Raw genomic sequence first — 14,627 nt, 5'->3', positions numbered from 1 at the left:
ACCCTACTCTACTGAAAGGTCACGAAGTGCGCAGACCGTCCGCCAGTTCCGCGCAGTAGCCGTAACGCCGAAAATTCTTTCGATCTGGACGGCTAATTTTGAATCGCCGAAACCTTCCGGGGTATGCAGGTAGAGAACAGTTCCTTTGACTTGCCAGCGTTCACTTGGTCGGCGCACAGATTCCAAACGGTCATGATCGATGTTGGAGGGTGCCTTATCCAGAAAGAAGAAATGGAGTGTTCTCCCCTCTTTTTCTGTTGTTGATTCAGGAAACGGGTTCGCTGTTATCGCATCCGCTAAATCCTTGTCGCTGATGACGATCACAGGCGGCTCAAAGCCGAATTTCGCGTGAATAGCTGCGCCAATCGACGTGGCGATATTGCGTGCCCGTGTATCCGATCCGCGAAACACCACATTGCCGCTCTGAATGTAAGTTTTAATGTCGGATAAGCCCAGCGACTCCAGCTCTGCCGCAAGTGCCTTCATCGGCAATTTGTTGCGCCCGCCGACATTTATCCCTCTAAGTAATGCAATCCAAGTTTTCATAGCGAAACATTACACGAGAAAATTTTGCAATTCAATTAAATTTAATTTCTATAAGAAAATTTCTAACTAGTAATTAAAAAACACTAAAAACGTCAATCCGCTGCAGCGAGTATAATTCCGTCTGGCTCAGGCTTCTTCTGAGCCATTTCTGTTTGTCCGGATTCTATGTACGCCACATCAAAAATAAATCAGTTAAATCGCGCCACCCTCCTCTTCCCCTTCGCTTTAGTGTTATTCGAATTTGCGGTGTATATCGCTAACGACATGGCACAACCGGCCATGTTGATGGTCACGCAGGAATTCGGCGTAGATGCCTCCTGGGTACCGCTTTCCATGACCGCTTTTTTAATCGGTGGCGCATCCTTGTCCTGGCTGACCGGGCCCTTGTCTGATCGAATAGGCCGCCGTCCTGTGCTACTCGGTGGCATTCTGTATTTTATTTTGGCGTGCCTGGCTACCTATCTGGTATCCAGCATTGAAGCTTTTATGGCACTACGGGTCTTACAAGGGATCGGTTTGTGCTTCATTAATGCGGTCGGTTATGCCGCAGTGCAAGAAGCATTCGAAGAAAAAAGTGCCGTTAAAGTTACCGCTATGATGGCCAATGTGGCCTTGATTGCCCCCATGGCCGGCCCTCTGGCCGGTGCAGCCTTAATTCAACTAGCGCCGTGGCGCAGCTGCTTTTTATTCATTGCGGCGGTTTCGTTCATCTCGTTGGTCGGTCTATGGCGAAAAATGCCGGAAACCGTCAATCTGCATAGCAAAAAATTACCCTTTTCCAGCATCGGACGTGACTATTTACATCTGTTCAGTCAACGGCGCTTTGTCTTGTCAGCCCTGACCATTCCCCTGATTTCAATGCCACTAATCGGCTGGATTGCGCTGTCGCCCGTGTTGCTCGTTAATGACTACGGCATGAGCCTGATGGAATACGGCTTCTGGCAGCTTCCCATCCTGGGTAGTTTAGTGGTGGGTAATGTGTGCGTGATATTTTTAACAGATCGCTGGCCGCTGGGCCGCTCTGCCTTGCTCGGCATCTGGCCGATTTTGCTCGGAATATTGATCGCGTTATTTGGTGTGCTGGTCAAGAGTGCATCCCCTGTTTACCTGGTCATCGGTATCAGTTTGATTGCCTTTGCGGAAGGCTTATCGTTTGCGGTGCTGTACCGTTTTACGCTGATGTCGTCAGAAATCGCGAAAGGCTCGGTTTCCGCCGGGCTAAGCATGCTGACCATGGGCTGTTATGCGATAGGCATTGAATTGATGCGCCTGGCATATGTGGCTTGGGGCATAACAGGCTTTACTGCGATGCTGGTAGTCGCAGCATGCGCTTTCATTCTGATTTCACAGCCACGGATACGTCACGAAATGGCGATACGCGCCGATAATTTACTGATTAATTAACTTGTACAACGGTAGCAGGCTTCTATGCCTGCTACCCTCACTTATTCCCCGTGTCAGTACTGACAAGAATTGTGCCGATTTCAAACAGGCATAGCCATATTTTCATCTAGAGTAATCCTGGCAACCCAGCTACCATTTATTCCGTATTGGATTTCTCCAAGTATTTCTCACTCCACCACCGAATCAGGAAATTACCATGAAAATAAATGGCGTTATTGTTCCCATCGTTACCCCTTTTGACAAAGAAAATCGTCTTGATCTGGCCGCACTGGAAAAACTGCTGGAGCACTTTATTGAAAAAGGCGTGCATGGCGTGGTGGCCTGCGGAACTACCGGCGAATATTACGCGTTGAATGACGTTGAGCGTCAGCAGGTATTAGCCTGTATCGCCCGCGTAGCTAAAGGACGTATCAGCTTGATTGCCGGTGCTAATGATCTTTCTACTCAAGGCGCAATTCTCCGCGCAAAACAAGCGGCAGAGCTCGGTTATGAAGCCTTGATGATGGCTCCTCCGGCTTACAGTTTGCCGAATCAGGCAGAAATTATTGCGCATTACAAAGCAGTAGCAGAAGTTAGCCCGTTACCTATCATCATGTACAACTTCCCAGCGCGTGCCGGAGTGGAAATTGACATCGACAGCGTGCTTGAATTAGCCAAGCTGCCCAACATTATCGGACTGAAAGAAAGTAGCGGTAATTTTAGCCGCGCATTAGCCATCATTCAGGCCAAACTGCCCAACTTTGAAGTTGTTTGCGGTTGCGATGATCAGGCTGCCGATTTTTTATTTTGGGGCGTGACCAGCTGGATCAGTGGTGCCGCCAACGTGTTTCCAGCCGAGCAGGTCGCCATGCTGCGCGCCGCGCAAGGAAAAGACTGGGCTGAAGTAAAACAATTGATGACAGCGATGTATCCGGTGATTCAATCGATGGAATCTGGCGGCTACAACCAAAAGGCCAAACTGGGCTGTCTACGCCACGACATTCAAGTAGGTGAAGTACGACAACCTTTACAATCGATTTCAGCAACGGAAGCTACGCACTTCCAGCAACTGATGCAGCAATTTATTGCTACTCAGGCTCACTAGGAGACCGCCATGCCGTTATCCAAACAAAGCATTTTTGACCTTGCCCGCACCGGACAATTATGGGCCGGGAATATCATCCCGAATCACCTTACTTCCACAGCACGTTTAGAAAATTTTACGCCGATCGACAATTCCTACATCGGCACCATTGAAGCCGGAACAAAAGCCGATATGGACGCCGCAGTTGTTGCCGCTCGAAGCGCCTTCGAATCCGGCGAGTGGTCGCAACGGCCACCATCTGAACGAAAAATAGTAATGCAAAACTGGGTTACGCTGCTTGAAAAACACGCAGAAGAACTCGCCGCACTGGATTGCATCGACGCTGGCAAACCAATTACCGAATGCCTGAATGCCGACCTCCCTGCCACCATTTCTACCTTCGCATGGTATGCCGAAGCGATTGATAAATGCTACGGGCGTATCGCACCAACCGGGCCGGAAGCAACTGGCTTAATTGTTAAAGAAGCGATAGGCGTAGTGGGCGCGGTTTTACCCTGGAATTTTCCAGCACAAATGTTTGCCTGGAAAGTGGCTCCGGCATTAGCCGCCGGTAATTCTGTGATTGTAAAACCGGCAGAACTGACTTCGCTCAGTGCTTACCGCATGGTGCAACTGGCGCATGAAGCAGGCATTCCGGCTGGCGCATTGATACTAGTTACGGGCTTAGGTGAAGTTGTTGGTGCAGCACTTGGCTTGCATCACGATGTGGATGTAGTTTCATTTACTGGCTCCACCGAAGTTGGACGCTTATTTTTGAAGTATTCGGCCGACAGCAATCTAAAAGAAATCATTTTGGAATGCGGCGGAAAAAGCCCGCAAATTGTGTTTGAGGATGCGCCGTTAGATGAGATTGTGAATGATGTGCTAGCGGCTGCATTCTGGAATATGGGTGAAAATTGCAGTTGCGGCTCACGTTTAATTGTTCACTCCAGCATCAAACAAAAACTCATCAGCAAACTGACTCAAGGGTTGGAAAGTTGGCAAGTTGGCTTGCCCACCGATCCAGCCACCAAGATCGGCCCAATGATAGAAAAAGCCCATTTTGAGAAAGTAAAACACTTTTTGGATACAGCACAAGCAGAAGGTGCCAAGTTAGTTCACGGCGGCCGGGTCCATAGCAAAATCGGCGGCGGCTGGTATATTGAACCAACTATTTATGATGAAGTCACGCCAGCGATGCGCTTGTTTCAGGAGGAAATTTTCGGGCCGATTTTAGCAGTAACTAGTTTTGACACTGAACAACAAGCACTGCAATTAGCCAACGACAGTCAGTATGGTTTAGCTGCTTCCCTGTACACCATGGACATCAAACGCGCAGCTCGCATGGCGCGCGGAATACGGGCTGGAACGGTATCGATCAATGGTTTTTCAGAAGGCGATATCACTACCCCGTTTGGTGGCTATAAACAGTCTGGCTTTGGTGGGCGCGATAAAGGCCTTGAAGCATTTGATCAGTATTTACAAACCAAAACAATTTGGACAGTGAATTAAGAAAAAAGAATTTATGCCATGACAAGCACGGAGAATGTTGTAGCTGAAACCAGCATTCAACATCTTCGTGCTTTTCGCACTAGCAATTAGAAAATATGGCGTAGCCCTATTGATACGCTAGCTCTGCTGGATACAAATGAAGTTAAATTATTATCTGCATCGCGCGTTGATGGAAACGCATATTGATCACTTATATTATTGACATAGCCTGCATCAATCTTGCTGTAATCAGTTTGAATATAAATAGCGGTGCGCGGCGTAAAACTGTATTTAAGCATTCCGGCTACGGTGTTTTTCCTGCCGTCCTCAGCACGCTGCCTGTCATGATAATAAGCACCGATCAAATCAATCTTCGGCGTCATGGAATAAATAAAGCCAAGATCAAAAACATGATTCTTTTGAAGCGCCAGATCACTGCGATAATTCAAATAACCAAAAAATAACTGGACTGGCTTAATGTTGTAACTGCCGCCTACATTCCATACCTTATTAGCGATGACAGCATCCGTGTTGCGCACTTCCTGATACGCCGCAATTGCCGTAAATAGGCCAGAAGCATAAGCCAGACTTCCGCCTACATTGCGCCAAGCCTTACTATCACCCGCCTTCTCACCCATTCCCACCATGAGCACACCGGTAAAATCACCGTAAGTCCCTGAATACATCAAGGAATTATCCCAGTGAATATCACCTGCATAGTTATCGTAAATAAAGCCAGATTCCGTCAAATTCGCCCAACCAAACGGCTCAATTGCCCATTGCGCATTATAAACAGGTGAGAATTGACGACCTGCCGTCACCGCTCCATATGTGCCTGATAAGCCGACCCAAGCTTGACGGCTAAACAATTTGCCACCGTCGCCGGATTCACCCGTAGCTGAATTGAAGCCCGCATCCAGCATAAAATTTGCTTTAAGACCAGCGCCAAGATCTTCTTCTCCACTCACGCCAAAACGATTTACGTTAGCCGCACCGCTACCAACTTCCGCTAAATTTCCGCCGTCACCATTTTGATTAGTGCTGTAGCGCAGCGCCGTGTCGATAGCACCAAATACAGTGATATTAGATTGTGCGCTAGCGTTGTAGTTGAAACCCATTAGTACGCTGGTGAACACAGTTAATGATGGTTTATAGAATGAACTTTTCATCGTTGGCTTACCTTTAGTTGAGAAATAAACCTGATTCGCAATTTGCTTGCTGCCAATCAATTATTTGTTAAAAATTTATTAACAAACGTAGTATATATTCAACATTATTCTTTAGGCAAATAACAAAAAACCCGCCAAATACAATTTGACGGGTTTTTAAAAAGCGCTGAAAAACTTAAAGCAGCTTAATTAATCCTTAGGATTAAGAGTCACGAGACGCTTTTTTACGCTCATGTTCTTTCAAGTAACGCTTACGCAAACGAATGCTCTTAGGTGTAACTTCGACCAGCTCATCGTCCTCGATAAATTCAACTGCATATTCCAGGCTCATCTGAATTGGTGGTACCAAACGTACCGCTTCATCCGTACCGGAAGAACGCACGTTGGTTAATTGCTTACCCTTAATCGGGTTAACAACCAGATCGTTATCACGTGAGTGAATACCGATAATCATGCCTTCATAGACTGGGTCATTGTGCACCACGAACATACGACCGCGGTCTTGCAATTTCCAGATTGCGTAAGCAACTGCTGCGCCATCGTCTTGGGAAACCAGTACGCCATTGCGACGACCAGCCATTTCACCTTTAGTATTATCAACCGGTGCATATTCGTCAAACACGTGGCTCATCAAACCAGTACCGCGTGTCAAAGTCATAAATTCACCTTGGAAGCCGATCAGGCCACGCGCAGGAATACGGTATTCGAGACGCACACGACCTTTGCCGTCCGGTTCCATGTTTTGCAGATCACCACGACGACGACCGAGTTCTTCCATGACGCCGCCTTGATTGTTTTCTTCAACGTCGACTGTCAGCATTTCATACGGCTCATGACGCACGTCACCTACCATTTTGAATACTACGCGCGGACGGGAAACCGCCAATTCAAAACCTTCGCGACGCATGTTTTCGATCAAAATAGTCAGATGCAATTCGCCGCGGCCGGATACTTCATACGTAGAATCATCGTTTTCAGCCTGAACAACACGCAAAGCCATGTTGGATTTTAATTCACGATCCAAACGATCACGAATCTGACGTGTCGTCACGAATTTACCTTCGCGACCAGCCAATGGTGAGTTGTTCACCATGAAGTTCATGGTCAGAGTCGGTTCGTCGATCTTCAACATCGGCAAGCCTTCTGGGGTATCCGGTGCGCAAATCGTGGAACCAATGCTGATTTCTTCAATACCGTTGATCAGTACGATGTCGCCAGCAAGCGCTTCATCAGCGATTACACGATCAAGACCTTTAAAGGTCAATACTTGATTGATACGTGCTTTGGTTGGCTTGTCATCTGGACCGTTCATCCAAACCACGTCTTGCAAAGCTTTAACTTTACCGCGCAGGATACGGCCTACGCCGATTTTACCAACGTAGGAAGAGTATTCCAGAGAAGTAATTTGTAATTGCAAAGGACCATCTGGATCATCTTCACGTGCAGGAACGTGTTTCAGGATCGCGTCGAACAGCGGCTCCATATTTCCTTCGCGTACAGAATCTTCCAAACCTGCATAGCCCTTAAAGCCGGATGCATAAACAATAGGGAAATCTAACTGCTCGTCGGTTGCACCGAGTTTGTCGAACAATTCAAACGTAGCATTCACCGCTTTTTGTGGATCGGCATTTTCACGATCAACTTTATTCACCACAACGATAGGCTTCAAACCCAGCGCCAAGGCTTTACGCGTCACAAAGCGAGTTTGCGGCATTGGGCCTTCTTGTGCATCAACCAGCAACAAAACGCTGTCAACCATCGACAATACACGCTCAACTTCACCACCAAAATCCGCATGGCCTGGGGTATCAACGATGTTGATGTGCGTGCCTTTGTATTCAACTGCGCAGTTTTTGGACAGAATCGTGATACCACGTTCTTTTTCAATATCATTCGAATCCATGACACGAGCATCAACCTGTTGGTTGTCTCGGAATGTACCTGATTGACGTAATAACTGATCAACTAGAGTAGTTTTACCGTGATCAACGTGGGCGATGATCGCGATGTTGCGTATTGCGCGTTTAATGTTTGACATGATAGATATTGATGTGAATGGTGATTTCTGGTAACTCGGCATTATAACATGTTGCGATGCAAAAACTTTGCAACTTCTTTCAGCAAGCAAGCTTGCCTCGGAGTGATTTTTATTAGCCAGAAGTGGAGATTAATCGTTCAGGCGCAAGCACCTGATACTCTTGCAGCAGACCTGAACCTAGTAATTTGCCATCACTAAATCGATAAACCCGCACTCGGCCTAAGTTCGCAGGTATTAATTCGGGTAAGTTTATACCTTCTTTTTGCAAAGCCAATCGTTGCCCATGCAAAAACCGCACGGCTAATTCATCTGTTAATTGAATTGCTTCAAAGTCAGACAATAATGCATCAACCGGCTTTAATAAATTTATTCGTTGCTCTGGAGACATTTGCTGGATCGCATCCAGGCTAATCGCATCCGCCAACTTCAAACTAGCCACCTGCGTGCGACGCAAAGCGTTTAAATGTGCCCCGCAACCTAAAGCGCGGCCAATATCTTCGCCTAACACACGAATATAAGTCCCTTTGGAGCAAGCCACCCGCAAGCGCAAAAATGGTGCTTCATAACTCAACAAAGTCAGTTCATGAATCACGACATTACGTGCTTCACGCTCTAAAGTAATTCCAGCGCGGGCATATTCATATAACGGCTTACCATCGCGCTTAAGCGCCGAATACATCGGCGGCACTTGCTCAATCGGACCGCGAAACTGCGCCAGCACTGCATCAATCTGTTCCAGAGTAACTCCAACCGAAAGATTCTCCAGCACGGCACCTTCGGTATCACCTGTTTCTGTCGTAATGCCTAAATGCACTACGGTTTCATAGGTTTTATCTGCGAATAATAAGTCATGCGAAAACTTGGTCGCTTCACCGAAACAGAGCGGCAACAAACCGGTCGCAAACGGATCAAGCGTGCCGGTATGTCCGGCCTTTTTTGCATTGAGCAAACGTTTGGTCTGGATTAATGCATCATTACTGGATAAACCGACCGGCTTATCAAGTAACAACACACCATTTAGCGCATCGCGTATGCGCTTAACTCGTTGAGTTTCTGCCATGGGAACTAAGCGTACTGCTTAATCTTTGATGCCAGATTCTGGATTTTCATCCTGATCTGATTCCGGTTCAACTAAAGGCGCACTAGTCGCCATCGCTTCATCAATTAATTTTGACATCGCCATACCGTACATCGTCGACGTATCATGCACAAAATGCAGCTGCGGCAAAGTATGGATATGTAAGCATTTTCCTAAATGCATACGCAAGAAACCTGCCGCATTATTTAAGCAAGTGAGCGTTACTTTAATTTGTTCTGGAGTATCACGCAACGAAGTGAAATACACTTTTGCATGTGCATAATCAGGAGTGACTTGAACTTCCGTCAAAGTGATCATGCCGACCCGTGGATCTTTCAGCTCGGCGCTAATAATGACCGATAAATCGCGTTGGATTTGATCTGCCACCCGTAAGCCGCGCCCGGGTATTGATTTACTATTTTTTGCCATTTTATTTATGCACAACACTAAACAGTCACGGCATTATTCCATGTAGGAATAATGCCGAACTTATTACAGCGTACGAGCAACCTCTTGAACTTCAAATACTTCGAGTTGATCACCTACCTGGATGTCATTGAAATTCTTCAATGACAAACCGCATTCAAAGCCAAACTTAACTTCTTTAACGTCATCTTTAAAGCGTTTCAACGAATCCAACTCACCAGTCCAGACAACCACATTATTACGCAGCAAACGGATTGAAGAACCACGTTTAACCAAACCTTCCAATACGTAACAACCAGCAATCGCGCCGACTTTACTAATCGTAATAACCTGGCGAATCTCAACTAAGCCGAGTGCATGTTCGCGTTTTTCTGGTGCCAACATACCGGACAGAGCGGCTTTAACATCATCCACTGCATCGTAAATAATATTGTAGTAACGAATATCAATACCATTAGCTTCGGCTAATTTACGCGCTGAAGCATCAGCACGAGTATTAAAGCCGATCAAGACTGCCTTGGAAGCAACTGCCAAGTTGACGTCGGATTCTGAAATACCACCGACTGCCGCATGCACCACTTGAACACGAACTTCTGAGGTGGACAATTTTTGCATGGAATGAACCAGCGCTTCTTGTGAACCCTGAACGTCTGTTTTGATAATCATGGCCAGCGTTTTAACTTCGCCTTCGCCCATGTTTTCAAACATATTTTCCAGTTTTGCGGCTTGCTGTTTAGCGAGTTTCACATCACGGTATTTACCTTGACGGAACTGACCGATTTCACGCGCTTTACGCTCATCGGCCATAACCATCACTTCTTCACCGGCATTCGGCACTTCAGTCAAACCTTGAATTTCAACAGGGATCGATGGACCAGCTTCGGTAATCGACACGCCATTTTCATCCAACATAGCGCGTACCCGACCGTAGGAAGAACCAGCCAACACCACATCGCCACGTTTTAATGTACCGGATTGAACCAGAATCGTTGCAACTGGGCCGCGACCTTTATCCAAACGAGCCTCAACCACTAAACCACGTGCCGGTGCATCTTTAGCGGCACGCAATTCCAACACTTCGGCTTGCAATAAAACTTGCTCTAACAATTCGTCAATACCTTGACCTGTTTTTGCAGAAACCGATACGAATGGAGAATCTCCACCGTATTCTTCTGGTAAAACATTTTCAGCGATTAATTCTTGCTTAACGCGATCTAAATTAGCACCCGGTTTATCAATTTTATTCACTGCAACCACTAACGGCACACCAGCAGCTTTTGCATGTGCAATTGCTTCTTTGGTTTGCGGCATAACGCCATCGTCAGCAGCCACCACCAGAATAACGATATCAGTCGCTTTGGCACCACGAGCACGCATCGCCGTAAAGGCTTCATGACCCGGAGTATCAAGGAATGTAATCATGCCACGCGGTGTTTCAACGTGGTAAGCACCAATATGCTGAGTAATTCCACCAGCTTCGCCAGAAGCGACTTTGGCACGGCGAATATAATCAAGCAAACTTGTTTTACCATGATCAACGTGACCCATGACTGTAACGACCGGAGCGCGTGGGAACGATTGATATTCAATCTGAACGCCGCCATCTACCAACATCGCTTCAGGATCATCCAACTTAGCAGCAAAAGCTTTATGGCCCATTTCTTCAACCAGAATCAGCGCAGTTTCCTGATCCAAAACTTGGTTAATGGTGACCATTTGGCCTAATTTCATTAATTGCTTAATGACTTCAGATGCCTTAACCGACATTTTGTGTGCTAATTCAGCAACTGTAATAGTTTCTGGTACATAAACATCTTTAACTACGGCTTCAACCGGAGCTTGGAAGTTAGTTTCACGATCATCAGAATGAGAACCACGGCGTGAATTTTTACCGCCAGCTCGCCATCCGTCACGACCACCAGGGCCGGGAGCAGTATTGCCGCGAGTTTTGAGGCCTTTCTTTTTCGCTGCATCATCTTGCCAAGTCGAAGAAACATTCGCTGATTTAATCGATTTCTTATCGACTACAACAACTTTTTTCTCGTCTTTTTTCTCAGTAGGCTTTTTGTCTGCTGGCTTATGCAACGTGCCTTCAGGAGCTTTTGTGGCTACTTTTGGCACTTCTGCAACCACAGGAACTGGCGCTTTAACTGGCTTACGCTGCGTGCTCATCATCGCTTTGATTTGAGCAACTTCGTCAGCAACTGCTTTGCGAGCATTTTCTGTCGCAGCAGCACGTTCAGTAGCAACTTTTGTCGCTGCTTGCGCTGCAATTACGCTATCAGCGGCTTTCTTTTGTTCGGTTGCTTCAACTTCGTCAGCCAGGCGTTTTGCTACTTCAGCGGCGACGATTTTTTTAGCATCGTTTTTAGCATCATTCTTATCATCGACCTTGTCTACGACAGCAGCTTCTACAGGCACGACTGGATCAGCAGCAGCTGTAGTTTCAGCAGCCACTTCAGCGACTTTCGCCGGAGGAGCTTTACGCTTAGTTTGCGATGCTTGTAATTTTGCCGCATCTTCTTGCGCTGCAGCGCGCTTGGCAGCAGATATCGCTACTAATTCAGCTTCTTTTGCCGCAGCTAACTCAGCTTCTTGCAATGCTTTGTTTTGCGCTTCTTTTTCAGCTTCCAAACGGGCTAAGTGATTTTGCTTTTCAATTAATTCGGCTTCTTGTTTAGCGCGCAATTCATCGGCCAAGCGATCTTCTTCCGCTTGTTTGGCAAGTTCTTCTGCTGTTGGGGAAACTACTGGCTTATCCGATTCCGGGAGCGTTTCATCACGCTTCACGAAGGTACGTTTTTTGCGTACTTCCACTTGAATAGTGCGTGATTTACCTGTTGCATCTGCCTGTTTAATTTCCGTTGTCTCTTTACGAGTCAAGGTAATTTTTTTGGTATCGCCATCCGCCTCTACACCGTGGGTGCGACGCAAATGCTCAAGCAGACGTTCTTTGTCTTCTTTAGACAAATCATCAGAGGTCGAACCCTTGACTACACCTGCCGAACGCAATTGGGTTAACAGCACATCGGCTGACATCTTTAGCTCGGTGGCAAATTGGGATACATTATTACTCGCCATTCAGTCCTCTTTTTCTATGTGGCGCGGTGGATGACTCATGCAGTTCACGGTAGTCAACCAATACTCATCGGAGTGTCGTAAATCATTCCAGCGGTGTTACCTGCATCAGCATTAAATTCTGATCCGCTGGATGATTTTACGTACATCCTTATTTAGTTTCCGTGATACTCCATGCTTTGGCCAATATGGCTTTAGCACGATCATCATACTTAGCGTCGATGAGTTTCATTTCATCATCGGTTACGTCGTCAAACTCATTTTTAATCAATTGGCGTGCACGTTCGGCTGACAGAGCTAAAATCGCTCCAAACTCGTCATATGCCAAACCAGCAAATGCGCTCAGCGTTTTAACTTCAGCTAAACCCAATTTACCAGCAGTCACACGATCCATGCCCGGCAAATTAATCAACGCATCTTCAACGCCATCCACACCTTCTTCTGAAGCAATGGCTTCTGAAACTATTGCATCACGAGCACGATTACGCAGCTCGTTAACAGTATCTTCATCCAGCGCTTCAATTTCCAACATTTCACTAATTGGTACATACGCGATTTCTTCTAAACTAGCGAAGCCTTCATCAACCAGAATATCAGCGACTTCTTGATCAACATCGAGCTTTTGCATAAACAACGCACGAATTGCCGAAGTTTCCAGCTCAGATTTATCAGCCGATTGCTCAGCAGTCATAATATTAATTTGCCAGCCGGTTAATTCCGCTGCCAAACGCACGTTTTGACCACTGCGACCAATCGCAATCGCTAAGTTTTCATCATCAACGACCACATCCATGGCGTGTTTTTCTTCATCGACCACAATCGACGAAACGTTAGCTGGAGCCAATGCGCCAATAACGAATTGCGCTGGATCTTCTGACCACAACACAATATCAACGCGCTCGCCGCCCAACTCACCAGTCACAGCCTGAACTCGTGAACCACGCATACCGACACAAGTGCCGATCGGGTCAATACGAGGATCATTCGTGTGCACAGCGATTTTGGCGCGAACACCAGGATCACGCGCTGCCGACTTAACTTCTAATGAACCTTGTTCGATTTCTGGAACTTCCAGCTCAAACAATTTCATAATAAATTCTGGCGCAGTACGCGACAAGATAACTTGCGGACCACGGGCATTGCGGTCAATACGCAAAATATAAGCACGTACCCGATCACCAATTCGTAAGTTTTCCTTAGGAATCATTTGATCACGCGGCAAGCGAGCTTCGATTTTGCCTGACTCAACAACAGCTTCGCCACGCTCCATGCGCTTGATGGTACCGGTAACTAAAGAGTCACCGCGCTCCAAAAAGTCAGCGAGAATTTGCTCACGCTCAGCATCACGCACACGTTGCAACATAACTTGCTTAGCATCTTGCGCAAAGCGACGACCGAAATCGACTGATTCGATCGCTTCTTCAATATATTCATCAACTTCGATATCCGGATATTGCTCCATCGCTTCGAAATGCAGAATTTCTTGATCAGGCAATTGCAAACCTGCATCATCTGGTACCACGTGCCAACGACGGAAGGACTCAAATTGACCGCCCTCGCGGTCGATCGTTACGCGGATATCTACATCACCCTCGTAACGTTTTTTAGTCGCCTGTGCTAAGGCATGCTCAAGCGCGCCATAAACAATTTCCTTATCGACGTTTTTTTCACGCGCTAAGGCATCAACCAACAATAAAACTTCGCGACTCATGCTTTGCGACTCCTAAAATCGACTTGTGGCACCAAACGGGCCTTTTCAACATCGGCAAGCGTAAACTCCAGCATAGCCACCCCATCTTTATTTTCAAATTCCAACATCAATGCTTCTCCAACTGGCGCATGAATAATGCCTTGATACGTCTTACGATTCGGCGTACCCGCCATTGGCAAACGTAATTTTATAATCGCTTCCCGATCAACAAAACGAACATAATCAGAAAGCTTAGTTAATGCTCTATCCAAACCTGGCGACGACACTTCCAGCCGCTCATAGTTGGCATTCTCTACCGTCAAAACATGACTCAATTGATGGCTTACAGTGGCGCAATCTTCAACCGTAATTTGCCCGCGATCTGCTTGCTCAAACGTAAAATCAATATAAACACGCAACAAACCCCGCGCAGCAAGCTCATATTCAACAAGCTCATAGCCAAGGCCAGTAACAGTTTTTTCAATTAGCGTGTGCAAATACAAAGAAATTCTCCGAAAACAACATTACATAGTCAAACATACTAGTGAACCAATTGGTTCTGCAAAAAAAAAATGGGCATGAGCCCATCTTCTTTTTTTGCAACTTTCCGATGAGCATTAAACTGCATCAAACCGGAAAGCTTA

General features: G+C 46.5%; 11 protein-coding genes. 3 read left to right on the top strand and 8 right to left on the bottom strand.

Annotated features, from left to right (window positions below):
- Positions 1-3: 3 nt before the first annotated feature.
- On the bottom strand, positions 4-546 hold the full coding sequence (locus S2091_RS11450) for a DUF1697 domain-containing protein (protein ID WP_105531959.1): 543 nt from the start codon (positions 544-546) through the stop codon (positions 4-6).
- 165 nt (positions 547-711) lie between these two features.
- Between S2091_RS11450 and S2091_RS11445 the strand changes: the two genes are divergently transcribed.
- The 3 genes from S2091_RS11445 to S2091_RS11435 all read left to right on the top strand — a co-directional run bounded on the left by S2091_RS11445 (position 712) and on the right by S2091_RS11435 (position 4,525).
- On the top strand, positions 712-1,950 hold the full coding sequence (locus tag S2091_RS11445; protein ID WP_105531958.1) for an MFS transporter: 1,239 nt from the start codon (positions 712-714) through the stop codon (positions 1,948-1,950).
- Positions 1,951-2,146: 196 nt separating this feature from the next.
- Positions 2,147-3,034, top strand: a complete 888-nt coding sequence (gene dapA / locus S2091_RS11440; protein WP_105531957.1) for a 4-hydroxy-tetrahydrodipicolinate synthase — start codon at positions 2,147-2,149, stop codon at positions 3,032-3,034.
- A 9-nt stretch (positions 3,035-3,043) separates the two neighbouring features.
- Entirely contained in the window at positions 3,044-4,525 is a 1,482-nt protein-coding gene (locus S2091_RS11435) for an aldehyde dehydrogenase (RefSeq protein WP_105531956.1), read from the top strand.
- An 86-nt stretch (positions 4,526-4,611) separates the two neighbouring features.
- Here the strand turns inward: S2091_RS11435 and S2091_RS11430 are convergent, their stop codons facing one another.
- The 7 genes from S2091_RS11430 to rimP form a co-directional block, all read right to left on the bottom strand.
- Positions 4,612-5,673 (bottom strand): porin, encoded by a 1,062-nt coding sequence (locus S2091_RS11430; protein ID WP_243405401.1) that lies wholly within the window; start codon positions 5,671-5,673, stop codon positions 4,612-4,614.
- A gap of 202 nt (positions 5,674-5,875) precedes the next feature.
- Positions 5,876-7,711, bottom strand: coding sequence for a translational GTPase TypA (gene typA, locus S2091_RS11425; protein ID WP_105531955.1), 1,836 nt, complete (start codon positions 7,709-7,711; stop codon positions 5,876-5,878).
- 112 nt (positions 7,712-7,823) lie between these two features.
- Positions 7,824-8,771 carry a tRNA pseudouridine(55) synthase TruB gene (gene truB, locus S2091_RS11420; RefSeq protein ID WP_105531954.1) on the bottom strand — a complete coding sequence of 316 codons (948 nt, stop codon included), beginning with the start codon at positions 8,769-8,771 and terminating at the stop codon, positions 7,824-7,826.
- 18 nt (positions 8,772-8,789) lie between these two features.
- Positions 8,790-9,218, bottom strand: coding sequence for a 30S ribosome-binding factor RbfA (gene rbfA, locus S2091_RS11415; protein WP_105531953.1), 429 nt, complete (start codon positions 9,216-9,218; stop codon positions 8,790-8,792).
- Between the two features lie 63 nt (positions 9,219-9,281).
- Positions 9,282-12,296, bottom strand: a complete 3,015-nt coding sequence (infB, locus tag S2091_RS11410) for a translation initiation factor IF-2 (protein WP_105531952.1) — start codon at positions 12,294-12,296, stop codon at positions 9,282-9,284.
- Between the two features lie 148 nt (positions 12,297-12,444).
- Positions 12,445-14,004 (bottom strand): transcription termination factor NusA, encoded by a 1,560-nt coding sequence (gene nusA / locus S2091_RS11405; protein WP_105531951.1) that lies wholly within the window; start codon positions 14,002-14,004, stop codon positions 12,445-12,447.
- Complete coding sequence (rimP, locus tag S2091_RS11400; RefSeq protein WP_105531950.1) at positions 14,001-14,486, bottom strand: ribosome maturation factor RimP; 486 nt, start codon at positions 14,484-14,486, stop codon at positions 14,001-14,003. Before rimP ends, nusA begins: the two co-directional genes overlap by 4 nt.
- Positions 14,487-14,627 lie beyond the last annotated feature (141 nt).

Source organism: Solimicrobium silvestre (genome assembly GCF_002976435.1).
Taxonomy (GTDB): domain Bacteria; phylum Pseudomonadota; class Gammaproteobacteria; order Burkholderiales; family Burkholderiaceae_D; genus Solimicrobium; species Solimicrobium silvestre.
This window is presented reverse-complemented; position numbering and strand designations above follow the sequence as displayed.

Excerpts from the sequence above, each read along its gene's own strand:
- truB (WP_105531954.1), bottom strand. The coding sequence starts at position 8,771 with ATGGCAGAAACTCAACGAGTTAAGCGCATACGCGATGCGCTAAATGGT.
- S2091_RS11430 (WP_243405401.1), bottom strand. The coding sequence starts at position 5,673 with ATGAAAAGTTCATTCTATAAACCATCATTAACTGTGTTCACCAGCGTA.
- nusA (WP_105531951.1), bottom strand. The coding sequence starts at position 14,004 with ATGAGTCGCGAAGTTTTATTGTTGGTTGATGCCTTAGCGCGTGAAAAA.
- S2091_RS11435 (WP_105531956.1), top strand. The coding sequence starts at position 3,044 with ATGCCGTTATCCAAACAAAGCATTTTTGACCTTGCCCGCACCGGACAA.
- rbfA (WP_105531953.1), bottom strand. The coding sequence starts at position 9,218 with ATGGCAAAAAATAGTAAATCAATACCCGGGCGCGGCTTACGGGTGGCA.
- infB (WP_105531952.1), bottom strand. The coding sequence starts at position 12,296 with ATGGCGAGTAATAATGTATCCCAATTTGCCACCGAGCTAAAGATGTCA.
- S2091_RS11450 (WP_105531959.1), bottom strand. The coding sequence starts at position 546 with ATGAAAACTTGGATTGCATTACTTAGAGGGATAAATGTCGGCGGGCGC.
- typA (WP_105531955.1), bottom strand. The coding sequence starts at position 7,711 with ATGTCAAACATTAAACGCGCAATACGCAACATCGCGATCATCGCCCAC.
- dapA (WP_105531957.1), top strand. The coding sequence starts at position 2,147 with ATGAAAATAAATGGCGTTATTGTTCCCATCGTTACCCCTTTTGACAAA.
- S2091_RS11445 (WP_105531958.1), top strand. The coding sequence starts at position 712 with ATGTACGCCACATCAAAAATAAATCAGTTAAATCGCGCCACCCTCCTC.